The organism is Bradyrhizobium sp. C-145 (assembly GCF_023375135.1).
Taxonomy (GTDB): domain Bacteria; phylum Pseudomonadota; class Alphaproteobacteria; order Rhizobiales; family Xanthobacteraceae; genus Bradyrhizobium; species Bradyrhizobium zhanjiangense.
In genome coordinates, this window is the sequence record NZ_CP088150.1 from 4,628,855 (window position 1) to 4,653,844 (window position 24,990).

Genomic DNA, 24,990 nt, shown 5'->3' on the forward strand with positions numbered 1-24,990 from the left:
CGGGGCCACTCCGCCGCAACTGGTTCCCGCAATGCTGCCGCAATGATGCGGCCGCTAGAATGGCGCGGTTGAGGTTGAGGTGGCCGACCATGCGGATTTTACTCGTCGAGGACGAGGCCGAAATGGCTGATGCACTGGCGTCGGCGCTGAAGCGCTACGACATGGTGGTGGACCATGCCTCCTCGCTCGCCGAGGCCGAAGAGGCCATTTCTGCCGATGTCCACGCCGCCGTCCTGCTCGATCGCCAGCTTCCCGATGGCGACGGTCTCGCTTTGATCCCGAAACTGAGGGCGCGCGCCGACGGCGTACCGATCATCGTGTTGACGGCGCGCGGCGAGCTCGCCGACCGGGTCGCCGGACTCGACGGAGGGGCGGATGACTATCTGGCAAAACCGTTCGCGGTGGAGGAATTGCTGGCGCGTCTGCGCGCCGTGCTGCGCCGGCCCGGCCGGCTGCAGCCCGACATCATGCGCGCCGGCCGCCTCGCCTTCGACTTCGGCCATCGCGAGGCAACCGTCGGCGGGGCTCCGCTCGAGCTGCCGCGGCGCGAGCTCCTGGTGCTGGAAGCCCTGGTCCGCCGCATGGGCCGGACGGTGCTGCGCTCGGCGCTGGAAGAAGCCGTCTACAGTTTCGACGACGAGATCCAGTCGAATGCGCTCGATACGCACGTGTCGCGGCTGCGCCGCAAACTGTCCGAGGCCGATGCGCGCGTGGAGATCCACGGCATCCGCGGCGTCGGCTATCTCCTGAAGAAGCTGCCGTGAGCCGGCACGACGACCCATACTGCCTGCGCTCGCGGCTGAGCTGGCGGCTGCTTTCACTGCAGGCCGCGCTGCTCGTCGCTCTCGTCGCCATCGTCGTCGGCGCGCTCTGCGCCTCGGGCTTCGTGCTGACCCAGCGGGACGAGGACCGCGTAATCGACATCGTGCAGCATGCGCTCGCGCGCGATGCCCAGGGTGGCCTCACACTGCGACCGACCGACGAGCTGAAACAGTTGCGCGCAGAGACCCCCGACCTCTGGTTGCTGGTTCGCGACAGGCAGGGGCATTCCCTCAGTGAGGGGCCCGTCCCGGGCGAATTCGCCGCCATCGGCGGCGCCCTCGACCAGATCAGCCAGGCGCGGCTCGGCTGGCAGCTCTTCGAGGACGATCCGCGCAAGCCGCCGGCACGGCTGAAGCGCATCGACACCGGGGCCGGCAATGTGCAGGTCATCACGGCGACGCAGGGAAAACTGACCAGTGCCAAGGCCGTGTTCACGACGTCGCTCGTGTTGCTCGGCATCGCACTTCCCGGCCTGCTGTTGATGGGGACCGCGACATTCATCGCAACACCGATGATCTTGCGGCGCGCGTTCAGGGGACTGGATACGACCGCGGACCAGGCGCGGCGGATCGATATTCACCAGCGCGGCGCGCGATTGTCGGCGGATTACATTCCGCTGGAGGTCGTGCCGCTCGTGACCGCGATCAACGACGCGCTGGCGCGGCTCGACGAAGGCTATGCCCGCCACAAGCGCTTCGTCGCCGATGCCGCACACGAACTGCGCACGCCGATCGCGATCCTGAACACGCGTCTGGAGTCACTTCCGCCGGGACCCGACAAGACCCGCCTGATCGAGGATGCCGCGCGGCTCGCCACGCTCGCAGAGCAATTGCTCGACATCCAGCGACTCGACCGCTGCGGACATCCTTTCGCGCGGGTCGACCTCGTCGCAATCGCCCAGGGTGTCGCCGCCGAGCTTGCCCCGCTTGCCATCGCTGCGGGTTACGAGCTGGCGCTCGACGCACCGGAAACACCGATCGAGACACTCGGCGACACGGCCGCGCTCGAACGCGCGCTGACCAGCCTCGTGCAGAATGCCATCCAGCACGGCCCGCGCCGCGGCACGATCGGCATCCGCGTCCGCGAGCCCGCATGCATCGAAGTCACCGACGAGGGCGCGGGCATTCCGCCCGATCAACACGAGCTGATCTTCGAGCCGTTCTATCGGCTCACGCCGCTCGATCGCGGTGCCGGCCTCGGCCTCAACATGGTTCGCGAGATCGTGCAGCTGCATCGCGGCCACGTCTCGGTGCTGGATGGAGCGAACGGCGGCGCATGCTTCCGGATCACATTGCCGCCGATTCGCGCCAATTGATCTTGGTCCGCATCGCCTCCGCAATGCTGTCGCAATGCATTCCCGTGAGATTGCGAGCCGCCTCTGATTTGCGAGGCGCGAAGCAAAATACCGGAGTGCGCATGCCCAACGATTTCCTCTCGTTCTTCCTCGCCTGGATGTCTGCCCCGCGCCAGGTCGGAGCGATCGCGCCGTCGAGCGCGGCACTGGCCGATCTCATCACGCGCGAGATCAGCGCATCGACGGGGCCGATTCTCGAGCTCGGGCCCGGCACCGGCGCATTCACCTACAAGCTTTTGAAGCGCGGCGTGCGCCAGGAAGACCTCACGCTGGTCGAGTACGGCTCCGATTTCATGAAGCTGCTGCAGATGCGCTTTCCCGGGGCTCGCGTGTTGTGGATGGATGCTGCCCGGCTCACCACGCATCGCCTTTATGAAGGCGCGCCGGTCGGCGCCGTGATCAGCGGATTGCCGCTGCTCAACATGTCAATGCGCAAGGTCGTCTCGATCGTCAGTGGCGCATTCAGCTACATCCGCCCGGGCGGCGCGTTCTATCAGTTCACCTATGGCATGAGCTGCCCGGTGCCGCGCCCGGTGCTCGATCGGCTGGGCCTGCGCGCCAGGCTGGTGGATCGGGCGATGCTGAACGTGCCACCCGCTGCCGTCTACAGGCTGACGCGGCGGCCGCGGGTCAAGGTCGTCACGGGATCGCATTCGTCGCCAGAGGCTTCACGGCCGATCAAGCTGAATGATCAAACCAGCCGGCTCTGCACCATCGCCGCCTGAATGAAGGACGCGAACAGCGGGTGCGGCTCGAAGGGCCGCGACTTCAGCTCGGGGTGGAACTGGACGCCGATGAACCACGGATGATCCTCGTACTCGACGATCTCCGGCAGCACGCCGTCGGGCGACAGCCCTGAGAATTTCAGGCCGTGCTGCTCGAGGCGGTCCTTGTAGGCCGTGTTGACCTCGTAGCGATGGCGGTGGCGCTCGGAGATTTCCGTCGCGCCGCCATAGACCTCTGAGACGCGGCTGCCACGATTGAGCGTTGCCGGATAGGCCCCGAGCCGCATCGTGCCGCCGAGATCGCCGGCCTGCGAGCGCTTCTCGAGCTCGTTGCCGCGCAGCCATTCCGTCATCAGGCCGACCAGGGGCTCCTTGGTCGGACCGAACTCGGTGGAGTTGGCGTCCTCGATGCCGACGAGGTTTCGCGCGGCCTCGATCACAGCCATCTGCATGCCGAAGCAGATGCCGAAATACGGCACGTCGCGCTCGCGCGCGAATTGCGCCGCCTTGATCTTTCCCTCCGCGCCGCGCTGGCCGAAGCCGCCGGGCACCAGGATGCCGTTGACGTGCTCGAGGAAGGGCGCGGGATCTTCCTTCTCGAAGATCTCGCTCTCGATCCAGTCGAGATTGACCTTCACCTTGTTGGCGATGCCGCCATGCGACAGCGCCTCGATCAGCGACTTATACGCATCCTTCATGCCGGTGTACTTGCCGACGATGGCGATGGTGACGTTGCCTTCGGGATTGCGGACTCGCTCGTTGATCTCTTGCCAGCTCCGCAGCTCCGGCGGAATCCGCGAGCCGATGCCGAAGGCGGCGAGCACTTCGTCGTCGAGGCCCGCATTGTGATAGGCCTCAGGGACAGCGTAGATGTTGTCGACGTCGCGCGCCTCGATCACGGCGCTTTCGCGCACGTTGCAGAACAGCCCCAGCTTGCGCCGCTCCTCCTTCGGGATCGCGCGGTCGGTGCGGCAGAGCAGGATGTCCGGCTGGATGCCGATCGAGCGCAGCTCCTTGACCGAGTGTTGCGTCGGCTTGGTCTTGAGCTCGCCGGCGCTGGGGATGTAGGGCAGCAGCGTCAGATGGATGTAGACGGCGTGATCGCGCGGCAGTTCGTTCTTGAGCTGGCGGATCGCCTCGAAGAACGGCAGGCCCTCGATGTCGCCGACGGTCCCGCCGATCTCGACCAGCACGAAGTCGTAATCGTCATTGCCGTCGAGGACGAATTCCTTGATGGCGTTGGTGACGTGCGGAACCACCTGGATGGTCGCGCCGAGATAATCGCCGCGGCGCTCCTTGGAGATGATGTCCTGGTAGATGCGCCCCGTGGTGATGTTGTCGGCCTTGGTCGCCGGCCTGCCGGTGAAGCGCTCGTAGTGACCGAGATCGAGATCGGTCTCCGCGCCGTCATCGGTCACGAACACTTCGCCGTGCTGATACGGCGACATCGTGCCGGGATCGAGGTTGAGATAGGGGTCGAGCTTGCGGAGGCGGACCTTGTAGCCCCGGGCTTGCAACAGCGCACCGAGTGCCGCCGAAGCCAGACCCTTGCCGAGCGAAGAAACCACGCCGCCGGTGATGAATATGTACCGCGCCATGGGACTTAACCTCTAATCCCTCGAATTCGATTCGCCAAAGCGATTCGTATTCCGCCCCAAAGATTCTGCGGGCCTGTGTGGGTGATCCAGAACTGAAAGTGGTGACAGTGCCTTGATGGGGATTTTTGCTGCAAGACGGTAGAAGCCGCCCTGCATGGCCCCCCTGCTTTATTGCGAGCGCGGCACCTGCGGGCCGGCGGGCGCCTGGTTCTGCTGCTGCTCGTCGGCCTTCTTCAGCGAATCCAGGATGCCGCCCGAGGTCGGCGGCGCGATCGGCGCCCCGCCGGCCGGCTGGGTCTGCGACGGCTGGCCGATGATCGACGACGGCTTGCGGTCGTAGCCGGCGTACCAGGACAGGAACAGGCTGGTGAGGAAGAAGCCAACGGCCAAAACCGCAGTGGTCCGCGTCAAAAGGTTCGCCGTGCCGCGGCTCGACATGAAGCCCGCGCCTCCGCCCATGCCGAGGCCGCCGCCTTCCGACTTCTGGAGCAGGACGGCGCCGATCATGACGGCGACGATCATGAGGTGGATGACGATGACAACGGTCTGCATAGTATCCTTCCGTCACAAGCGGGCGGCGCCTGACGGCGGCCGATCGCGCTTCGCGGGTTTTCCTGAAGTTGCGCGGTGTTACACGATCGGAGGGGGTATTGCCACCCCCGATCGGCCCCGGACCAACGGTTTGAATGAGCTAGGGGCAGCCCTTGGCGATCGCAAGGAAATCGGCCGCCTTCAGGCTGGCGCCGCCGACCAGCGCGCCGTTGACGTTTTTCACCGCCATCAGCTCGGCCGCGTTCGAGGGCTTGACCGAGCCGCCGTAAAGGATCCGCATCTTGGCACCGTCGGTTTTGAACCGGGAACTCAGGAATTCCCGGATAAAGCCATGAATCTGCTCGACATCCTTGGCTGTGGGTGTCAGCCCGGTGCCGATCGCCCAGACCGGCTCATAGGCCACGATCAGATTGGCCGCGGTGGAGCCCTCCGGCAGTGAGCCGTCGAGCTGGCCACGCAGGATATCCAGGGTCTGGCCGGCATCGCGCTGGCCTTGCGTCTCGCCGATACAGACGATCGCCGTCGCCCCGGCGCGCCAGGCTGCCTCGGCCTTCTGCCGGACCAGAGCATCGCCCTCGCCGTGGTCGGCGCGCCGCTCGGAATGGCCGACGATGATGGCGGTTGCGCCCGCGTCCACCAGCATTTCGGCGGCGACATCGCCGGTATGGGCGCCGGAGGCCTTGGGATGGCAGTCCTGGGCCCCCACCGCGACCTTCGTGCCCCGCGCCTTGTCGGCGAAGGTGGCGACCAGGGTTGCGGGCGGGCAGACCAGCAGGTCGGCCTTGGCAGCCACGTCCGCCGCGCCGTTGAGCATGGCGTCGAATTCGGCAGCCTGGGCTTTCAGGCCGTTCATCTTCCAGTTGCCGGCGATCAGCGGTCGGATGGCGTCGGTCATGTCAATGTCCAGCAAAATGAGGTTTGTGCATGCGCTAGCAGAGCTGTCGCCGCAGTTCCAGAGACCAGGGGCTATTAACCGCAGCTTCGAGGCGTCGCATGAGGCGAGGTTGCGGGGGGAAAGCCGCCACTTTATGATGATCTATCAATTTGGTGACGCGCTTTTGCGGAATCTGCATTAAGACGCGCTCCCGTTCCCCTCCTGCCAAACAAGTTGGACCAAATGCTTCGAGGAATGCGCAAGGCCTCATCAAACTGGCTCGGCAAGACCATTATGGCCGTGGTGATGGGCGTGTTGATCGTCAGTTTCGGCATTTGGGGCATCGCCGACATCTTCCGCGGCTTCGGGCAGTCCACGGTGGCCAAGATCGGCAGCACCGAGATTTCGCTCAACGAGTTCCGCCAGATCTACACCGACCGCTTGCAACAGATCAGCCGCCAGTTCGGCCGTCCGCTGACGCCCGATCAGGCGCGTGCCTTCGGCCTCGACCGCCAGGTGCTCCAGCAGACCATCGCCGAAGCCGCCATCGACGAAGAGGCGCGCCGGCTCGGGCTCGGCCAGTCCGACGACCAGATCCGCCAGGTCATCATGAATGACCCCAACTTCAAGGGCGTCGGCGGCAACTTCGATGCGAATCGCTTCCAGGCCGTGATCCGCAATTTCGGCTATACCGAGCAGCGCTACGTCGCCGAGCAGCGCAAAGTGTCGCTGCGCCGGCAGATCACCGGCACGATCGGCGCCGGCCTCGAGCCGCCGAAAACCATGCTCGACGCGCTGACGCGCTTCCAGAGCGAGCAGCGCGCCATCGAGTTCGTCAGGCTCGACGCCGCGCAGGCAGGCCAGATCGAGGCGCCCTCGCCCGAGACGCTCGCCGCCTATTTCGAGGATCACAAGGTCCAGTTCCGCGCGCCCGAATATCGCAAGATCGCCTTCGTCGTGGTCTCGCCGGAGGAGATCGGCAAGTGGTCCGAGGTGTCGGACGAGGACGCCAAGAAGGCGTTCGACCAGCGCAAGGACCGGCTCGGCACGCCGGAGAAGCGCCAGATCCAGCAGATCGTGTTTCCGAACGTGGCGGAGGCGCAGACCGCACGCGAGCGCCTTGTCGGCGGCATGACGTTCGAGGATCTCGGCAAGGAGCGCGGGCTGAGCGCCTCCGACGTCGATCTCGGGCTTGTGACCAAGTCTTCGCTCGATCCGGCCGTTGGCGATGCCGCCTTCGCGCTTCCTGCCGGCGAGATCAGCCAGCCGATCCAGGGCGGGCTTGGCGTCGCGATCGTCAAGGTCGACAAGATCGAGCCGGGCAAAGAAGCGGACTACGCCAGCGTTGCGGGCGAGATCAAGCGCGAGATCGCGACCGAGCGCGCGCGCGTCAAGGTCGCCGATCTCCGCGACAAGATGGAGGACGAGCGCGGCGGCGGCTCCAGCGTGATCGACGCGGCGCAGAAGCTCGGGCTCACGGCGGTGACCATCGACGCCGTCGACCGTTCCGGCCGCGCCCCGAACGGCCAGCCGGTCGCCAACATTCCGCAGGGGCTCGACGTGGTGTCGCAGGCCTTCAACACCGACGTCGGCGTCGACAACGACTCGATCTCGTTCAAGGGCGGCTATGTCTGGTACGACGTCATCGCGATCATGCCCTCGCGCGACCGCAATCTCGACGAGGTCCGCGACCAGGTCGAGGCGCGCTGGCGCCAGGACCAGGTCGCGGCCAAGCTGAAGACCAAAGCGACCGAGATGGTGCAGAAGCTCGAATCCGGCAGCAAGCTCGCCGATGAAGCTGCTGCGATCGGCGCCAAGGTAGAGACCGCGACCGGCTTCAAGCGCGATGACTCGCCTGCCGGCGTACCCGCAACCGTCGTATCGGCCGCCTTCCGCACCGCCAAGGACGGCGTCGGACAGACCCCCGTGAGCGGCGGCAGCGAAGTGATCATCTTCCGCGTCACCGACATCGTCGAACCCGTGGTCGACGCCGCTTCCGACGCGGTGAAGAAGCTGAAGGACAGCCTCGACCGCGCGCAGACCGAGGAGCAGGTCGCTTCCTACGTCAACAAGCTTGAAACCGACATCGGGACCACCATTAATCAGGCCGCCTTCGCGCAGGTGACCGGCGCGAACCAGTGAGTTGAAAGCACGCGATGGACGACCTGAAATCGATCATTGGAAAAGTGGCGACCGGCGCCAGCCTGTCGCGTGACGAAGCCGCCTCCGCCTTCGACGCCATGATGTCGGGCGAAGCCACGCCCTCACAGATGGGCGGCCTGTTGATGGCGCTCAGGGTGCGCGGCGAGACCGTGGACGAGATCACCGGCGCCGTTACGGCGATGCGCTCCAAGATGCTGGCCGTGACGGCGCCGCCCGACGCCGTCGACATCGTCGGCACCGGCGGCGACGGCTCCGGCTCGGTCAATGTCTCGACCTGCGCGTCCTTCATCGTCTCGGGCGCCGGCGTGCCGGTGGCCAAGCACGGCAACCGCGCGCTGTCCTCGCGCTCGGGCGCCGCCGACGTGCTGGCCTCGCTCGGCGTGAAGATCGACCTCAGGCCCGAGCAGGTCGGACATTGCGTGCGCGAATGCGGCATCGGCTTCATGTTCGCCCCCGCCCACCATCCCGCTATGAAGAACGTCGGCCCGACCCGGGTCGAGCTTGCCACGCGCACGATCTTCAACCTGCTCGGCCCCCTGTCCAATCCGGCCGGCGTCAAGCGGCAGATGGTCGGCGTATTCTCGCGGCAATGGGTGCAACCGCTGGCGCAGGTGCTCAAGAACCTCGGCTCGGAATCCGCCTGGGTGGTGCACGGCTCCGATGGCCTCGACGAGATCACCCTGACCGGCCCGACCTTCGTCTCCGCGCTCCACAATGGCGAGATCCGGAATTTCGAGGTGACGCCTGAGGAGGCCGGCCTGTCGCGCTGCGAGACCGGCGCACTCAAAGGAGGCGACGCCGAGGCTAATGCGATCGCGCTGCAAGGCGTGCTCGACGGCAAGCCGAGCCCCTACCGCGACGTCGCGCTGATCAACGCTGCCGCCGCGCTGGTCGTGGCCGGACGCGCCAAGGATCTCAAGGAGGGCGTTGCGATCGGCGCGAAGTCGCTCGACAGCGGCGCCGCAAGCGCGCGGCTGAAACATCTGATCGCGGTCTCGAACGGCTGAGCCTGACATGTCGGATATCCTGACCAAGATCGAAGCTTACAAGCGCGAGGAGATTGCCGCGGCCAAGCGCGCGCAGCCGCTCTCGATTGTCGAGGCACAGGCCAAGGCGCAAGCCGCACCGCGCGGCTTCATGCGCGCGATCAAGGCGAAGCACGCCAATGGCGACTATGCGCTGATTGCCGAGATCAAGAAGGCCTCGCCGTCGAAGGGACTGATCCGCGCCGATTTCGATCCGCCCCAGCTTGGCAGAGCCTATGAGGCCGGCGGCGCCGCCTGCCTTTCGGTGCTGACCGATACGCCGTCGTTCCAGGGCCATCTCGGCTTCATGGTGGCGGCGCGCGCGGCAACCTCATTGCCGGTGCTGCGCAAGGATTTCATGTTCGATACCTATCAGGTGGCGGAGGCTCGCGCGCATGGCGCCGATTGCATCCTGATCATCATGGCCGCGCTCGACGATGCGACCGCCAGGGATCTCGAAGATGCCGCCTTCGCCAACGGCATGGATGTGCTGATCGAAATCCACGACCGTGCCGAGCTCGACCGCGCGCTGAAACTTCGCTCGCCCATGATCGGCGTCAACAACCGCAATTTGCGCACCTTCGAGACCACGCTTGCGACCAGCGAGGCGCTGGCGCCGCTGATCCCCGCGGACCGGCTGATGGTCGGTGAGAGCGGCATCTTCACAGCCGCAGACCTTGCGCGGCTCGAGCGCGTCGGTATGTCGACCTTCCTGGTCGGCGAGAGCTTGATGCGGCAGGCCGACGTCACCGCCGCCACGCGCACGCTACTCGCGCGCGAGACGGCACCGCGCGCGACGGGCACGCGCTGACATGGCGCGCAAGCCTTCCAAGGCCGGCCCTGCCCTTACCCATATCGGCGCTTCCGGCGAAGCGCGGATGGTGGACGTGACGGACAAGCCCGCGACCGAGCGGCTTGCGGTGGCGGAAGGCCGCGTCATCATGACCAAGGCGACGCTCGATCTGATCGTGTCCGGCAACGCCAAGAAGGGTGACGTGCTCGGCACCGCGCGCATCGCCGGCATCATGGCCGCCAAGCGCACCTCCGAGCTGATCCCGCTCTGCCATCCGCTCGCGCTGTCGAAGGTCACGGTCGAGATCGAGCCCGATGCGAAACTGCCGGGCTGCCTCGTCCGCGCCAGCGTCAAGGTCACTGGTCCCACCGGCGTCGAGATGGAGGCGCTCACGGCGGTCTCGGTCGCCTGCCTCACCATCTACGACATGATCAAGGCGGTGGAGCGTGGCGTGCGCATCGAGGGCATCCATCTCGTCGAGAAGCTCGGCGGCAAGTCCGGCCATTACCGCGCCTGAAGAGCGTATTTCAGCGACCGACCTCCTGCGTCGCGCGCATCGGTTGCCTTTGTGCCCGGCCGTTCATATCGCGTTAACCGCGCTTCCTAACTTCGCCTCCACACCGTTCCCGTAAACCAACGGATGTTTCCGGGGCCAAGAATTGATCCTGGCGTGTGCACGGCAATGATCCAGCATGATGACGAGATTCAGCAGTCGCCTCTTTGACCAGGCCTTCGTGCGCAGCGGACCGATCCGCTGGTTGGTGGTGGGCGGCATGCTGCTGATCGCGGCGATCGCCGTCGGCGCGACGCTGATGGCACAGAATTTCCGCGAACGCGCGCTGCGCAACTCCGGCCGCGAGCTCGAAAACACCGTGCTGATGCTCGCCCATCATTTCGACCAGCAATTGCAGGATTTCGCAGTCATCCAGAAGGATTTCGTCGACCACGTCCGCGCAACCGGCATCAATAATGTGGAGGATTATCGCAAGCGCCTCGCGGGGCAGGACATCCACCGCATGCTGCGCTCGAAGATCGAGGCGCTGCCCTACATGGGCGGCGTCAATGTCATCGACGCCGAAGGGAATCTGGTCAACTCGTCGACGGCATGGCCGGCCCCGAACGTGAACGTTGCCGATCGCGCCTATTTCCGCACCTTCAAATACGATCCCTATTCGCCTGACGTGCTGATCGAGCCGCTGCACAGCCGCATCTCGGGCGCCTGGACCATCCTGATCGTCCGCAAGATCCTTGGACCGAGCGGCGAGTTCCTGGGCGTCGTCGGGCGCGGCATCGAGCCCGCCAATTTCGAGAAGTTCTTCGCTTCCGTAGTGCTCGGTGAAGGCGCGTCGATCTCGATGCTGCATCGAGACGGCACGCTGCTCGCCCGCTATCCCCTTTCCAGCGAATTGATGGGGCGGAATTTCAAGACCGGCCCGTTCTCGCATCAGAGGGTTTTCGGGCTCGATCACTTCGCCGGTCGCTTCGTGAGCCCGATCGATGGCGATGACCGGCTGATCTCCTCGCGCGCCCTGCCCCACTTTCCGATCCTGATCATGGCCACCATGACGCGCGCGGCGGCCCTGGCGGACTGGCGCGAGCAGATCGGCATCCTGATCTCGGTCGCCGCCTCTTCCGCGCTCGCCATCGCCGGCGTGCTGATCGCGATCGTGCGCAAGCTGCTGGAGCAGCACCGCCTCTCGCGGGAACGGCTGACGCTGGAAAAGCAGCGTCTCGACCGCGCCGTCAACAACATGACGCAGGGCCTCCTGCTGTTCGATGCCGAGCGGCGGCTCGTGATCTGCAACCAGCGCTACATCGAGATGTACGGACTGTCGGTCGAGACCGTGAAGCCCGGTTGCAGCTTCCACGACATCATCGCCCATCGCAAGGCGACGGGCTCGTTCACCGGCAATGTCGACGACTACGTTGCGCGCGTGCTGCGCGACATCCACCTGCGCAACTCCATGGTGGTCGACACCTCCGACGGCCGCTCGATCCAGATCGTCAACGAACCGCTCGCGGATGGCGGTTGGGTCGCAACGCATGAGGACATCACCGAGCGCCGGCGGACCGAGGAACGCATCACCCACCTCGCCCATTACGACGCGCTGACCGACCTGCCCAACCGCGCCATGTTCCACGAGCATCTGCGCGAAGAGCTGGGTACCATCGCCGACGGCGAAGAGATCGCGGTGCACTACATCGACATCGACGAGTTCAAGGGCGTCAACGACGCACTCGGTCATCTCGTCGGCGACGAGCTGTTGAAATCGGTCGCACAGAGCCTTCGCCGCTGCGCAGGTCCGATGGACTTCGTGGCACGGCTCGGCGGCGATGAATTCGCGATCGTACAGAGCGCAGTAACATCGCTGGAGGAGGTCAATGAACTCGTCGCGCGGGTGTTCGAGACCATTAGAATGCCGTTCGACTGCATGGGCCATCATCTCACCACGGACGCCAGCATAGGCATCGCGCTTGCACCGAGACACGGGACCGCGCTGGACCAGATCCTGAAGAATGCCGATATGGCGATGTATGCGGCCAAAGCCGCCGGCCGCCGCACCTATCGCTTCTTCGAACCGGAGATGGACGCCAAGATCCGCGAGCGGCGGCAGCTCGAGATCGACCTGCGCCACGCCATCGCTCATGGCGGCCTCGAGGTCTATTACCAGCCTTGCCTCGGCCTGAAGGACGACCGCATCACGGGATGCGAGGCGCTGGTACGCTGGCGCCATCCCGAGCGCGGCATGGTCTCACCGGCCGAATTCATCCCGATCGCCGAAGATACCGGCCTGATCAACGAGATCGGCGAATGGGTGCTGGCGACCGCCTGTAGGGATGCAGCAAACTGGCCTGACGACATTCGCCTCGCCGTCAACGTCTCGCCGGTGCAGTTCAAGAGCGGCACGCTGGCGCTGAAGATCATGGCCGCGCTCGCCGCCTCCAATTTGCCGGCGAGCCGGCTCGAGCTCGAAATCACCGAGGCCGTGCTGATCCGCGACGACGACGCAGCGCTCGCGATCCTGCACCAGCTTCGCGCCATCGGCGTGCGCATCGCGCTGGACGATTTCGGCACCGGCTACTCGTCGCTGAGCTATCTGCACCGCTTCCCCTTCGACAAGATCAAGATCGACCGCTGCTTCGTCGACGACATCGCCGGCCCCGACGGCTCCGCCAGCATCGTCCAGGCCGTCGTCAACCTCGCGGCCGCCCGCCGCATGACCACCACGGCCGAGGGCGTCGAGACCGAAGAGCAGCAGCGCCTGCTCCGCGCGCTTGGCTGTTCCGAGATGCAGGGCTATCTGTTCAGCGCCGCGAAACCCGCCGACAAGATGCTGGAGTTGTTCGCACTGCATCGCAGCCGTCTCGCCCAGCGCGGTGGCGAGGAAATTCGCCGCCGCGAGGCAGGCTAGGGCTTCGACCGAACGGGCTGATCCCTCCGGGTTGACGGCTTCATCCCCGCGATGAAGTGCTGGTAGAGCGCGACCGCGCTCGCCGCTCGGCCGAGCGCGACAGCCGCTACCAAGCAACGTTTGCCGCCATGAACCCGACCTGAGACGGCGGCCCCAAAACGAAATCGCCCGGGAGCGGTGATCCACTCCCGGGCGCGTCCGGACGTCGCAAGAATTAGTTCGGCACCGCCGCCTTCGACCCGGGCTTCGAGGCAACCGCATTCGCGGTGACGCCGTGCAAGAAGTCGAAAGCCGTATGCAGGGCTTTGTCGTCCTTCTCTTCCGGCGGGACGTAGGATTGTGATCCGGTCTGCTCGGTGCCGTCGGCGGCCGACAGATGCCCGCGCATCTGGGATTCCGCCATGGTGTCCATCCGGCCCTTCAGCTCGGGCGGCACGTCCTGGAGGATCTCGATGTCCGGCGCGATGCCCTGGGCCTGGATCGAGCGGCCCGACGGCGTGTAGTAGCGCGCCGTGGTCAGCGCCAACGCACCGTTGCCGGCGCCGAGCGGAATGATCGTCTGCACCGAGCCCTTGCCGAACGAGCGCGTACCGATCAGCGTCGCACGCTTGTGGTCATGCAGCGCACCGGAGACGATCTCCGAGGCCGAGGCCGAACCGCCGTTGATCAGCACGACCAGCGGCTTGCCCTTGGTGAGATCGCCGCCATGCGCCGTGAAGCGCTGGGTCTCTTCCGGATTGCGCCCGCGGGTCGAGACGACCTCGCCGCGTTGAAGGAATGCGCTCGACACCGAGACAGCCTGGTCGAGCAGACCGCCTGGATTGTTGCGCAGGTCCATCACATAGCCTGCGAGCTTCTCCGACGGGACCTGTTTGGAGATCGACGCGATCGCCTTCTTCAGGCCGTCGGTGGTCTGCTCGTTGAACGAGGTGATGCGGATATAGCCGATGTCGCCGTTCTCGACGTGGAAGCGCACCGGGCGTACATGGATGATCTCGCGGGTGATCGCGACGTCGAGCGGCGCGTCGGCCCCCTTACGCACGATGGTGAGCTTGGTCTTGGTGTCGACCGGGCCCTTCATCTTGTTGACGGCCTGCTCGAGCGTCATGCCCTGCACGGCCTCGCCGTCGATCTTGCTGATGAGGTCGCCGGACATGATGCCGGCCTTCGAGGCCGGTGTATCGTCGATCGGCGAGACGACCTTGACGAGGCCATCCTCCATCGTGACCTCGATGCCGAGCCCGCCGAACTCGCCGGAGGTAGTCTCCTGCATCTCGGTCCAGGCCTTGGCGTTCATGTAGCGCGAATGCGGATCGAGCGAGGTCACCATGCCCGTAACCGCGCCTTCGATCAGCTTGGCATTGTCGGGCTTCTCGACATAGTTCGCCTTGACCCGCTCGAACACCGCGCCAAACAAGTTGAGCTGGGAATAGGCATCATCCGCGCTCGCCGCCGCCCGTGCCGCCCACACGCCGCCGTGGGGACTGGCTACCAGAAGGGTCAGACACGCTCCCGTGAGCGCGCCCAGGGGGAACAGCAGGTTTTTCCGCATGGATTGACTGGCCTTTTGCTTAGCGGTTCTCTTGAGGGGCTTGTCTCTCGGGCTTGGAAGCCGCCAAGCAAATGGCGATCCAAGTCACGTCTCACAACACCATTCTGGTTTCTTCAAGGCCGGCCTGCCGTGCCGGCGGTACGGCGAAGAAATCCCTTCGCCGCGGCTTAAACTTTTGGCAACGTTCCGAAACCACTTTGTGCAAAGCGGACATCGGTCGGCCGCCCACGCCTCGCAGCTATGCGATTTTAGGATGGTTTTGGAGGGCCGGACGCGATAGGCGATGGCGATAAGACTTCAAATTCTCGGGAGGACAACAATGAACGACGCGCCCCGCATCCGGCCGGAAAGGAACGTCGAACTCGGCGCCAGCAACGAGCCGTTCCAGAACCTGCACGAATTCATCCGGAAAGCGCGCGCCAATCTCAACCAGAATGCCTGGGACTACATCGTCGGCGCTGCCGAGACCGAGACCACGATGCGCCGGAACCGGATGGCGCTGGACGAGATCGCCTTCCGCCCCCGCGTGCTGCGCGATGTTCGCAAAGTCGACGGCTCGGTCGAGCAACTCGGCCGCAGGATGCGGCTGCCGGTGGTGCTCGCCCCGGTCGGTGCGCTCGAAATCTTCGATCCCGATGGTGCGGCAAGCGTAGCCCGCGCCGCCGGCACCTTCGGTGCGGCGCACATGTTGAGCTCCGTGTCCGAGCCCGGCCTGGAAAAGACTGCCGAGGCCGCGCCCGACGCGCTGCGGCTCTATCAGCTCTATGTCCGCGGCGACGATGCCTTCGTCGCGGATGTCGTCAGCCGCTCCGAAAAGAACGGCTATGCCGCATTCTGCCTGACCGTCGACACCGCCCATTACAGCCGTCGCGAACGTGACATCGCCAAGCGCTACGTTCGCGAAAGCCGCCTGCGCGCCACCGGCGGCGATTTCCAGAAGGGCCTGGAGTGGCGGACCGTGAAGATGATCAAGGACAAATTCAGGATCCCGCTGATCCTGAAGGGCATTGCCACGGCCGAGGACGCACAGATCGCGATCGATCATGGTGTCGAGTGGATCTACGTCTCCAACCATGGCGGCCGTCAGCTCGATCACGGCCGCGGCGCCATGCATGTGCTGCCTGAAATCGTCGAGGCCGTGAAGGGCCGCGCCAAGATCATGGTCGATGGCGGCTTCTGCCGCGGCACCGACATCGTCAAGGCGATCGCGGCGGGCGCCGACATCGTCGGCATCGGCCGGCTGCAATGCTGGGCGCTGGCGGCGGCCGGCGAAGCCGGCGTGATGCGGATGCTGGAACTGCTGGAGGACGAAGTGCTGCGCTGCCTCGGCCTCTTGGGTGCCACCTCGTTCGCCGAGGTCGACAAGTCCTGCCTGCATCAGGCGACTGCAACGAATGCGCCGAGCGTGTTCAGCGCGTTCCCGCTGTTCGACCACGATCCCTATCGATACTGAAGTGAAAGGACACGATGACCTCGCTCTCTCCCGGCAGCGCCGATGCGCTCCTGTTCGACCTCGGACGCGTGGTGCTCGATATCGACTTCTCCAAGGCGATCGCCTGCTGGGCGGGACATGCCGGCTGCCCGCCCGAGGCCATCGTTGCGCGCTATGTGCGTGACGAGGCCTACCGGCTGCACGAGGTCGGCAAGATCAGCGACGAGGATTATTTCCAATCGCTGCGTTCATCGCTCGGGATCGACATTTCCGATGCGCAGTTTCTGGAGGGATGGAACGCGATCTTCGCCGGCGAGATGCCCGATATCGCCGAGCTCTTGCCGCGCGCTGCCAAGCAGATGCCGCTCTATGTCTTCTCCAATACCAACCGGCCGCATGTCGACTATTTCTCGAAGGAATATGCCGGTGTGCTCGGCCATTTCCGCGAGCTCTATTTGTCGTCCAGCATCGGCCTGCGCAAACCGGATGCAGAGGCGTTCGACCATGTCGTGACGTCGATCGGCGTGCCGGCCAGCCGAATCGTGTTCTTCGACGACCTTGCCGAGAACGTCGAAGGGGCGCGGGCGCGCGGATTGACGGCGGTGCATGTCACCTCGCCCGGTGATGTCGGCAACGCCTTGCGAGCGTTGGGAATTTGACTGCCGACGCCCCGGCCGGATCTGGTTGGGTTCCGAGGACCAAATCTGCTTGGGATGCGGAACCAAATCACCTTGCGCATTTTTGTACAAAGTTCCGGGAACGGAAATACTTCCTCCGGACTCTATGAGTCCGTTGGGACTTCTACATCGGACTTATTCTCGTGCTGGGCAAAGCCTACCTCACAAAGCAAGCTTCTCTGCTGCTCGAATTCGCCAGAACCACCTCGGATTCGCGCCTCTCCGCCAAGCTCATCAGCAAGGCCGCCGACCTGAAATCTCAGGCCGATCCGCTGCCGGATAAGGATCAGGGCCCCAAAGCTCCGGACGTGACACCTAGCGTCAGTTCGGGCGAACAGACGCAGAGTTGATCGATGCTGGCCGTGGCTCTGGTCATTCTCGTCCTAGCCATGGCCACTCTGGTACCAATCTGCCTCGTCCTGGAGATCATGTCCCGCCGGGCCTGACGTCGCCCTCGTTGCCTGCGAATGCGTCGTCGGGATGATCATCCCGCTCGGCTGCTCTTTTGCCTCTGCGCTCGCGCTCGGCTAGAAGGCTTCCTGCCAATTCGTCCGCGAGCAGGAGTTTTCGCCGTGGCTCTCATGCCGGTTTCCGATGCGCTTGCCGCCGTGCTTGCCGGCGCGGAGCCTCTGACCGAGGAAATGGTTGCTCTCGACGTAGCCTTCCACCGTGTGCTCGCCCGCGACGTGGCGGCGCTGCGCACGCAGCCGCCGGAAGCAATGTCCGCGATGGATGGTTATGCCGTGCGCGCGGCCGACGCGGGGGCGATCGATTCCCGACTGACGGTGATTGGCGAGGTGGCGGCGGGTCGTCCGTTCGCGGGAACGGTCGGCGCCGGCGAAGCCGTGCGGATCTTCACCGGCGGCGTCGTTCCCAACGGAGCCGACGCGGTCGTGATCCAGGAGGATACGGTCGCGGACGGCAAGCGCATCACGATCAAGGAAGCCGCGATTCCCGGTCGGCACATCCGCCCCGCAGGCGTCGACTTCGCCGAAGGCGACGCGCTCCTGCGCAAGGGAACCCGTCTCACCGAGCGCGACCTCGCGCTCGCCGCCGCCATGAATCACCCGCAGCTTGCCGTCTGCCGCCGCCCGAAGGTCGCGATCCTCGCCACCGGCGACGAACTGGTGATGCCAGGCGCCTCGCCCGGCCGCGGCCAGATCGTCTATTCCAACGGCTATGCCCTGCACGCGCTCGCCCGCAGCGAGGGGGCCGACACCATCGACCTTGGCATTGCCGCCGACACGCTGGAGGCCACCACCGCCGGCATCCGCCGCGCCCGCGAGAGCGGCGCCGACATCCTGGTCACGACCGGCGGCGCATCGGTCGGCGACCACGATCTGGTCCAGCAGGCGCTGAGGGACGAAGGTATCTCGATGGCGTTCTGGAAGATTGCGATGCGCCCGGGCAAGCCGATGATGCATGGGCGGCTCGGCGCGATGCGCGTGATCGGCCTGCCGGGTAATCCCGTCTCCTCCTATGTGTGCGCCTTCCTGTTCATGGTCCCGCTGATTCGTGCGGTGTCGGGTCGATCCGTGATTCATCACCGCCATGAGCGCGCCGTGCTCGGCCGCGATGTGGGCGCAAACGATATGCGCGCGGATTATCTTCGCGCACGTCTGGAACAGCGCGACGACGGCACGCTGGTGGCCGTTCCCGTCCATCACCAGGATTCCTCGCTGCTTGCGAATCTCGCTGCGGCACAGGCACTTCTCGTGCGCGCGCCGTTCGCGCCGAAGGCCGGAGCCGGCTCGCCTTGCGAGGTGCTGCGCCTGCCCGTCTGAGCGCATCCACCACACGCGTTCCGCGAACTTTGTCGCGTTCACGCAAAATTAAGCAGTTGCGGAACACATATCGAACATATAGTGTCCGTTCATGATTTGTTTCGAGGAGGTAGCGGTTCGCCGCTCCAATTCAGCGTCTCGGAATCGAACGACATCAACCGGGGGACTTTGGTCGAGATGTTAACGCGCAAACAATACGAGCTTCTGCGGTTCATCAGCGAACGTCTGAAGGAAAGCGGCGTGCCGCCCTCCTTCGACGAGATGAAGGATGCGCTCGACCTGCGCTCGAAATCGGGCATCCATCGCCTGATCACCGCGCTGGAGGAGCGCGGCTTCATCCGCCGCCTGCCCAACCGCGCTCGCGCCATCGAGGTGATCAAGCTGCCTGAGCTCCAGGCCGCCGCCGGCAACCGCCGCGGCTTCACGCCAAGCGTCATCGAGGGCAATCTCGGCAAGGTGCGCGCGAGCTCCAGCCCACCCGCCGACGAGGGCGAGCGTCCCGTTGCGGTGCCGGTGATGGGTCGCATCGCAGCCGGTACGCCGATCGAAGCGTTGCAGACCCGCAGTCACACCATCAGCGTGCCGCCCGACATGCTGGGCTCGGGCGAACACTATGCGCTCGAAGTGCGCGGCGATTCGATGGTCGAGGCCGGCATCCTCGACGGCGACATGGCGCTGATCCAGCGCAACGAGAGCGCCGATACCGGCGACATCGTGGTGGCGCTGATCGACGACGAGGAAGCGACGCTCAAGCGCTTCCGCCGCCGCGGCGCCTCGATCGCGCTCGAGCCCGCCAACGCCGCCTACGAGGTGCGCATCCTGCCGCCGAACCGGGTGAAGATTCAGGGCAAGCTGATCGGACTGTACCGCAAGTACTGAGAAGACTCAGTGGTCATTCGATACCGATGATTCCGATTGGAGCGGACGGATTGTCCGCTTCAGCTGGATAGTCTTTCTGGTCTCGGGCAGATTATCTGGCCCCTTTCCAAGCGCTAGGTCCTCGGCATGCCGCCCGAAGCACTCATCGCCTTGCGGCTCAAGAGATCGAGGAGACAACGATGCGTAGGATCGTTTTGAGCGCCTTCGCAACTGTGCTGATCGCTGCATCGGCAGCGCAAGCATTCGCAGCACAATCGCAGCACCATCCCCGCAAGTCGGCGTATGCGACAACGAGTGAGCAATTCCGCAGCGCCCGAAGTGCCGTCGCGCGACAGCCACAGCCGAGTTGGCCATATTCCGGATGGTCGGCGCCCGCAGGCCGCTGACGCTCGCATCCGCCAAATGCACTGAAGCGAGCTTTGTTCCTATTGGATTCGGGAAAGATAATGTGATCGCATCCGACTGACGCCAGCCGCAGATTCGCCCACAACCAAGCAGAATGTTACGTGCTTCCACTCTGATAGAGGCTTGCGCCTCCGAAAGAGGCGCGGGTTGCTATCTTCGAATAGGAGCACCCGATGTGTGACTACAGTCTGCATGCCGTTGCATCGCGCCCCGCCGAAGTCGGCGAGACGATCGTGTCGACAACGTTCCGCGGCACCTCGACGCGCGGCTTCGCTTCCGCGGCCGACCCGACCGTGGCCGTCTGCCTGCTGCCGGGAACGGAGCTCGCCTTCGCCGACAACGTCCGTTACGACAATCGTTGGATCTGGACGCGCACGATCAACTCCCGCGTCGGCAAGTTCGGCAAGATCGATCCGCACATTCCCGATCGCCATCATGACGCGATCGAATTCCCCGACGGCAAATACGTGCTGGTGACGCAGCTCGTCGAAGGCCAGCACGCAACCGTGCTGCAACTGCCGGTGACGCAGCCGGTCAGCGAGCGCGAGCACAAGCCGCAGATCGATACCGACAGCCGGCCGACGATCACGCGTCTGCCGATCGGCTGAGCCGTTCCTGGCCACCAGGTCGGGCCAGGATTGAAAATGCCATCGCCGGCCGAGGCCGGCGAGATGGTATGATTTATGTTCTGCGGAAGTCCGGTTGGACCCGGACCAACTCCTCGCATTTGTTCTTAATCGTCTGGCCTTAATCGTCGACCTGCAAGTCGGTCTCCGCCGGAGTCGCGTCCCGATTGCGGACCGTAGCCGCCTTCGGCGCGAGGCTTCCGTCGAAATCACCCTCGCCGGCGCCGGCCGGGAGCCAAGGGCGGCTTGTGCCTCTTGCTCTCACAGCCTGAACCGCAAAACCGTCACCACGCTGCGTCAACGCCAGCGCGCCTTGGCTGGTGAGACGCTGCCGATCGACCACCATCGCCGCGCAATCGGGCGGTGCGGGCCGCCGCGTCACTACCAGCGCGGCGCGGCTGCAATCATCAGCCAGCGCGTCGATCCGCAAGGAAAGCGCAACCAGCCTCCCGTCGGCGAGCGGCGTCACGCAGCCGGCCTCGTCGCACGACACGCCGTCGGCCAGCGAGCTACTCCCGGCGTCGCGCGGATCAGCGTCGGCAGCTAACCACTCCCTAAGCAGAAAGCCGTCCTTGCTCGTCCGGATCACATGCAGGTGTCCGTCGCGGCCGCGCACCGCGACGCTCGCGTCGTCTCCGGCAATCAGGATATCGGGCTGCCGCACCGACAGCCCCCAGGCAATGGAAGCCAGTAGCAGCAGGGCACCAGACCAGCGCAAGGGGGTGCGCAACAGGCCCATCACGATGATCCCGAGGCTTGCCGCGACCAGCGGCGCGATGCCGAAGGCGGGGATGCGGCCGACTGCGCCCGGCAGTGCCGCCACCCAGCGCGATACCGCGACCATCCAGTCGATCCCGATCCCCATTAGCCACCAGAACACGCCGTCGAGCCCGAAGGGAGCCGCGAGCAATCCCAGCAGCCCCGCCGGCATCACCAGCGCCGAAACCACCGGCATCGCGCCAAGATTGGCGAGTACGCCAAACGGCGTGACACGGTGAAAATGGAAGGCGGCATAGGGCGTGGTCGCAAGCCCCGCGATCAGCGAGGCCAGGAACAGCATCGCGATCTCGCGGCCGCCCCATAGCGCGATGCGCGCTGTCGCCGAATGATCGGGCGAAGCAAACAGGTTCGGCATGCCGATCTGTACCAGCGCGACCAGCCCGAGCGTCGCGGCGAAGGACATTTGAAAACTCGGATGCACCAGCGCTTCGGGCGCGACCGCGAGCACGATCAGCGCGGCCACCGCCAGCGTGCGGAAGGTGATGGCGCGGCGATCGACCATGACCGCGATCAGCACCACCGCCGTCATGAAAAACGATCTTTGCGTCGCGACCTCCGCGCCTGACAGCAGCAGATAGAACGCGGCCGCCACCAGCGCTGCAGCTGCCGACCATTTCTTGATGGCAAAGCCCGCCGCCAGCCCCGGGATCAGTGCCAGTAGCGCACGCACCGCGAAGAACACGACACCGGCGACAACCGCCATGTGATAGCCGGAGATCGGTCAACTGAAAATTTTGAGCAGCTAATTCAATGTCTTAACGTGCCTTCGCTTCCCAAAATTGGGGCCCGGGAAGCACCAGGGACATACCCAAGGCGAGTCAATTTGACTCAGGGACATGAGCCGCCGGCAAACGCAGAGTGTGCGCTCGGGGACCGGGGGCGCTGCAATGGGCATCACAATAGTCGGCTGGATACTGTTGGCTGTGGTGTTCGTGGCGGTCGTCGCGGCCTCGAAATCCTAGCTCGCCGCCAAACTCAATGTTCCTCAGCGCGCACCCGCGCCAAGATCGCTTTCAGCCGTTCGCCAACATCCTGAATGTCGCCCCCGTACGGGCGATCGCCGCCCCTCGCTGGGGGAAGCTTTCCAGGCCCCTCGGGGAAGCCTGGCCACGGATGGCAGAGGTCTAAGCCGGCATCGCCGCACAGGTTGCGCCAGATATCTAGCGCAGACCGGCCCTCCTTCTTGAGCAGGTCGGGAAGCGTGTTGCACGAAGACTCCGCGAGCTTCTCAAGGACAACAAGCCCAAGCGCGATCTGCTCGTCGATGTGAAGCTCTTCGAATTTCTTCATGGACCTGCTCCTTGGCGTGATCATCAGAGCCGAAAAAACGGTGGCCCGCCAGCGTGAACCGGCGGGCCCGTCGTTCTTATCGCTTCAGCCGTCGGCGGTGCGCCATCAGCCGCTGCCGGTCGCGCTTCCTGTGCGATCGATGCCGGCGCTTCATTCCGGCCACTCCTGACCGCGATAGGCAGCCTCGTAGTTCTTGCGGAAGGCCTTCGCCATGATGGTCAGCTGAGCTACGGCGAAGACGGCGAGCTCGAGCTCGCGACACCCATGGTCGTCATCCGGCACAGAACAATCCTGGATCTGCGCAAGGGCTATGTGCGCCATGCGCTCTAGATCGCAGACGTCGCCCTCCATGTGAACGAAGGCCTTTGCATGAGCAGCGGCGCGATCGGCGGCGCTCTGGAAGTCGATGATACTGCTCATGCCATCACCCCGATGTTCTGCAGGGACTCGGCGAAGCTGACGATCAAGTGCAGGGCACTGCCCTCGCGCTCGTCCAGCATCCACGCTTCCTTGCCTTCCGCGATCGCGCGTAGGTAGGTCAGTTTGGCGAGAAGGCCGGGGACCGTGGTAGCTGTCGCGCGGAGCAGAACATCGAAGGCGTCGTTCTCGTCCTGGCAGGGCTGTTCTGTGATGTCCCCCCAATTCTCACCGGTTAGGTCTTCCAGGCGTGCCGCCTCGTCGATAGCGGCCAAGTGCACGGCATGGGCCTGCCGGTGCGCGTCGATCGCCGCGAAGATCGGGTCGACAGTCGCCGCCGCAGCCGCCGGCAGAGCGACCGGGAGCATAGCGAGGCTAGCGAGTGCCGTCCGGCGTGATAGGCCCGCAGCGGGCTTGGAAGAGTCACCGGCGCGGCTTCCCGTTCCGGGCTGTCCGATACTGGCTTGGGCGGGAAACGAATCTGTGGACTCCGCATGGGGCGGCAAATGGATGATGGTCATGGGTGGTCGTGCTCTCAAGGTTTGGCTTCTAAGGGCCGCTTGCCGTGACGGACGGCAAAGCCGGGGTCTTAGAACGAGCCTTGAGGACTCGCGGCGCAGCCTTTGGGGTTTCCCCTTGGACATCAGCCGTGGGCTTGGCGGCCCAAGGCATTGCTACGCCACCCCGGCCGTGATACGTCACAGCCAGGTCGGCGCACCCGCCAAGGTGCAGCCATCGCGCTCAAAGCCCGCCAAGGCTCGTCGCGCTCGACACTACCGCCGCCAAGCGGTCACTGTCGCTCTCAAGGTCCGGGTTCTAAGGCCCACTGACCAATCCATCACTGATTTGGTGATTTTTCAATTAACAATTCCCCTCAAATGGGGGAAACCGCTTGCGTGCGCCCTGTGGTTGCAGGGAAACTATATTCCTGCTGTGGGGCAAACGATGAAAAGAGAGCGGGGCTGGATGGCTCTAGTTGCCATCCCAGTTGCACTGGTGGGCATCGTTGGCTGGCTTGCCGGCCTCTATGCTGCCTCCAAGGCGCAGCATTGGCTGTTGTTCAGCATTGATTTCGCCGTGCCTCCGGTCGGGGTCATTCACGGCTGGGGCTTCCTTTTCGGGGTGTGGTGATCATGAACCGCATCGGCCGCCGCACCGCAATCTGCATGCTCATCCTGGTGGGCGTGGCTATCCTGTGGCGGCTATCGCGCTGAACGCCCTTCCGCTCGACCGCGCTGATTTGGGTCCTCTTCTGGGGGCGTTTAGCGCCCGGTGGATTGCGGGGTTTCTGGGCTGCTCGTTCGCGTACTGCGTGTCAAGCTCTCCTGGTTTCGAATCAGCCCCCTCAGTCCGTGCCATGGCTTTCAACATAAAAATTCGTCATACGCGAACCGAGCTAACGCTCGAGCAGAAGTGCCTGCGTTTTGCAGGGTACGCAGAAGAGTACGCCAACGCCGCAGTAGCGCTGGAAGAGTTCACGTTTTTCAGTGTGCGATACTATCTCTTCGGTCATGCCTTCGAACTAATCCTGAAGAGCTTCATTTTGAGCAAAGGCGAGGACGAAAAGAAAATCCGAAAGCTGAGTCACAGTTTGATGAGGATCTATGACGAAGCCATCCGCCTTGGCTACAAGCCAACCAGTCACGAACTGCGTACAGTCATCGAATGGCTGGATCCGTTTCACGAACAACAAGATTTTCGCTACGCGAGTCATGATGGCGTTGTCATCATGCCCAGAGCAGAGGACACGCTTCAGGTCTTCAAACGTACACACGCGGACATTCTGCCGCTCGCCAAGGCGTTTTACGCAACGCGATCTCCTGCCTGAA

24 protein-coding genes and 1 pseudogene are annotated in these 24,990 nt (G+C 64.7%); 17 read left to right on the plus strand and 8 right to left on the minus strand.

What is annotated here, in order from left to right; all coding sequences use genetic code 11:
- Positions 1-89 precede the first annotated feature (89 nt).
- The 3 genes from LRP30_RS21585 to LRP30_RS21595 all read left to right on the plus strand — a co-directional run bounded on the left by LRP30_RS21585 (position 90) and on the right by LRP30_RS21595 (position 2,901).
- Positions 90-764 (plus strand): response regulator transcription factor, encoded by a 675-nt coding sequence (locus LRP30_RS21585; protein WP_249761607.1) that lies wholly within the window; start codon positions 90-92, stop codon positions 762-764.
- On the plus strand, positions 761-2,137 hold the full coding sequence (locus LRP30_RS21590; protein WP_249761608.1) for a HAMP domain-containing sensor histidine kinase: 1,377 nt from the start codon (positions 761-763) through the stop codon (positions 2,135-2,137). The genes LRP30_RS21585 and LRP30_RS21590 overlap by 4 nt, the downstream gene beginning before the upstream one ends.
- Before the next feature lie 101 nt (positions 2,138-2,238).
- Complete coding sequence (locus tag LRP30_RS21595; protein WP_249761609.1) at positions 2,239-2,901, plus strand: rRNA adenine N-6-methyltransferase family protein; 663 nt, start codon at positions 2,239-2,241, stop codon at positions 2,899-2,901.
- On the opposite strand, the gene LRP30_RS21600 is transcribed toward LRP30_RS21595, so the two are convergent.
- The 3 genes from LRP30_RS21600 to tpiA form a co-directional block, all read right to left on the minus strand.
- Positions 2,868-4,499 (minus strand): CTP synthase, encoded by a 1,632-nt coding sequence (locus LRP30_RS21600; protein WP_128933524.1) that lies wholly within the window; start codon positions 4,497-4,499, stop codon positions 2,868-2,870. The genes LRP30_RS21595 and LRP30_RS21600 overlap by 34 nt on opposite strands.
- A gap of 168 nt (positions 4,500-4,667) precedes the next feature.
- Positions 4,668-5,051, minus strand: coding sequence for a preprotein translocase subunit SecG (secG, locus tag LRP30_RS21605; protein WP_128933523.1), 384 nt, complete (start codon positions 5,049-5,051; stop codon positions 4,668-4,670).
- Positions 5,052-5,190: 139 nt separating this feature from the next.
- The gene (gene tpiA / locus LRP30_RS21610) at positions 5,191-5,946 is read right to left on the minus strand and encodes a triose-phosphate isomerase (protein WP_249761610.1); all 756 of its coding nucleotides are present in this window, start codon (positions 5,944-5,946) and stop codon (positions 5,191-5,193) included.
- A 222-nt stretch (positions 5,947-6,168) separates the two neighbouring features.
- On the opposite strand from tpiA, the gene LRP30_RS21615 reads away from it, so the two are divergent.
- The 5 genes from LRP30_RS21615 to LRP30_RS21635 all read left to right on the plus strand — a co-directional run bounded on the left by LRP30_RS21615 (position 6,169) and on the right by LRP30_RS21635 (position 13,319).
- Complete coding sequence (locus LRP30_RS21615; protein ID WP_249761611.1) at positions 6,169-8,067, plus strand: SurA N-terminal domain-containing protein; 1,899 nt, start codon at positions 6,169-6,171, stop codon at positions 8,065-8,067.
- A 14-nt stretch (positions 8,068-8,081) separates the two neighbouring features.
- Positions 8,082-9,095 (plus strand): anthranilate phosphoribosyltransferase, encoded by a 1,014-nt coding sequence (gene trpD, locus LRP30_RS21620; RefSeq protein ID WP_128933520.1) that lies wholly within the window; start codon positions 8,082-8,084, stop codon positions 9,093-9,095.
- Between the two features lie 7 nt (positions 9,096-9,102).
- Complete coding sequence (gene trpC, locus LRP30_RS21625) at positions 9,103-9,924, plus strand: indole-3-glycerol phosphate synthase TrpC (RefSeq protein WP_249761612.1); 822 nt, start codon at positions 9,103-9,105, stop codon at positions 9,922-9,924.
- Between the two features lies 1 nt (position 9,925).
- Positions 9,926-10,423: a cyclic pyranopterin monophosphate synthase MoaC gene (moaC, locus tag LRP30_RS21630; protein ID WP_249761613.1), complete on the plus strand. Its 498-nt coding sequence runs from the start codon at positions 9,926-9,928 to the stop codon at positions 10,421-10,423.
- 175 nt (positions 10,424-10,598) lie between these two features.
- A complete protein-coding gene (locus LRP30_RS21635; protein ID WP_249761614.1) occupies positions 10,599-13,319 on the plus strand; it encodes an EAL domain-containing protein in 2,721 nt (906 codons plus the stop codon).
- A gap of 214 nt (positions 13,320-13,533) precedes the next feature.
- On the opposite strand, the gene LRP30_RS21640 is transcribed toward LRP30_RS21635, so the two are convergent.
- Positions 13,534-14,871 carry a S41 family peptidase gene (locus tag LRP30_RS21640; protein WP_128933516.1) on the minus strand — a complete coding sequence of 446 codons (1,338 nt, stop codon included), beginning with the start codon at positions 14,869-14,871 and terminating at the stop codon, positions 13,534-13,536.
- A 319-nt stretch (positions 14,872-15,190) separates the two neighbouring features.
- Here LRP30_RS21640 and LRP30_RS21645 point away from each other — a divergent pair, with 319 nt between their 5' ends.
- The 6 genes from LRP30_RS21645 to LRP30_RS21670 all read left to right on the plus strand — a co-directional run bounded on the left by LRP30_RS21645 (position 15,191) and on the right by LRP30_RS21670 (position 20,656).
- The gene (locus tag LRP30_RS21645; RefSeq protein ID WP_128940982.1) at positions 15,191-16,324 is read left to right on the plus strand and encodes an alpha-hydroxy acid oxidase; all 1,134 of its coding nucleotides are present in this window, start codon (positions 15,191-15,193) and stop codon (positions 16,322-16,324) included.
- 14 nt (positions 16,325-16,338) lie between these two features.
- Entirely contained in the window at positions 16,339-16,962 is a 624-nt protein-coding gene (locus tag LRP30_RS21650) for an HAD family phosphatase (protein ID WP_249761615.1), read from the plus strand.
- 161 nt (positions 16,963-17,123) lie between these two features.
- Entirely contained in the window at positions 17,124-17,330 is a 207-nt protein-coding gene (locus LRP30_RS21655) for a hypothetical protein (RefSeq protein WP_128933513.1), read from the plus strand.
- Positions 17,331-17,552: 222 nt separating this feature from the next.
- Entirely contained in the window at positions 17,553-18,764 is a 1,212-nt protein-coding gene (gene glp / locus LRP30_RS21660) for a gephyrin-like molybdotransferase Glp (RefSeq protein ID WP_249761616.1), read from the plus strand.
- A 177-nt stretch (positions 18,765-18,941) separates the two neighbouring features.
- Positions 18,942-19,643: a transcriptional repressor LexA gene (lexA, locus tag LRP30_RS21665; RefSeq protein WP_091886069.1), complete on the plus strand. Its 702-nt coding sequence runs from the start codon at positions 18,942-18,944 to the stop codon at positions 19,641-19,643.
- Between the two features lie 578 nt (positions 19,644-20,221).
- A complete protein-coding gene (locus tag LRP30_RS21670; protein WP_164934889.1) occupies positions 20,222-20,656 on the plus strand; it encodes a hypothetical protein in 435 nt (144 codons plus the stop codon).
- A 139-nt stretch (positions 20,657-20,795) separates the two neighbouring features.
- Here LRP30_RS21670 and LRP30_RS21675 read toward each other — a convergent pair.
- Positions 20,796-22,172: pseudogene (locus LRP30_RS21675) on the minus strand (ComEC/Rec2 family competence protein); the annotation flags it as partial.
- 257 nt (positions 22,173-22,429) lie between these two features.
- Positions 22,430-22,744: a hypothetical protein gene (locus tag LRP30_RS21680; protein WP_249761617.1), complete on the minus strand. Its 315-nt coding sequence runs from the start codon at positions 22,742-22,744 to the stop codon at positions 22,430-22,432.
- Here LRP30_RS21680 and LRP30_RS21685 point away from each other — a divergent pair.
- The gene (locus LRP30_RS21685) at positions 22,743-22,913 is read left to right on the plus strand and encodes a hypothetical protein (protein WP_249761618.1); all 171 of its coding nucleotides are present in this window, start codon (positions 22,743-22,745) and stop codon (positions 22,911-22,913) included. The genes LRP30_RS21680 and LRP30_RS21685 overlap by 2 nt on opposite strands.
- Here LRP30_RS21685 and LRP30_RS21690 read toward each other — a convergent pair.
- Complete coding sequence (locus LRP30_RS21690; protein ID WP_249761619.1) at positions 22,895-23,164, minus strand: hypothetical protein; 270 nt, start codon at positions 23,162-23,164, stop codon at positions 22,895-22,897. The two genes, LRP30_RS21685 and LRP30_RS21690, sit on opposite strands and share 19 nt — an antisense overlap.
- A complete protein-coding gene (locus LRP30_RS21695; protein WP_249761620.1) occupies positions 23,161-23,682 on the minus strand; it encodes a hypothetical protein in 522 nt (173 codons plus the stop codon). Before LRP30_RS21695 ends, LRP30_RS21690 begins: the two co-directional genes overlap by 4 nt.
- Positions 23,683-23,797: 115 nt before the next feature.
- Here LRP30_RS21695 and LRP30_RS21700 point away from each other — a divergent pair, with 115 nt between their 5' ends.
- On the plus strand, positions 23,798-24,292 hold the full coding sequence (locus LRP30_RS21700; RefSeq protein ID WP_249761621.1) for a hypothetical protein: 495 nt from the start codon (positions 23,798-23,800) through the stop codon (positions 24,290-24,292).
- A 64-nt stretch (positions 24,293-24,356) separates the two neighbouring features.
- The gene (locus LRP30_RS21705; RefSeq protein WP_249761622.1) at positions 24,357-24,989 is read left to right on the plus strand and encodes a hypothetical protein; all 633 of its coding nucleotides are present in this window, start codon (positions 24,357-24,359) and stop codon (positions 24,987-24,989) included.
- Position 24,990 lies beyond the last annotated feature (1 nt).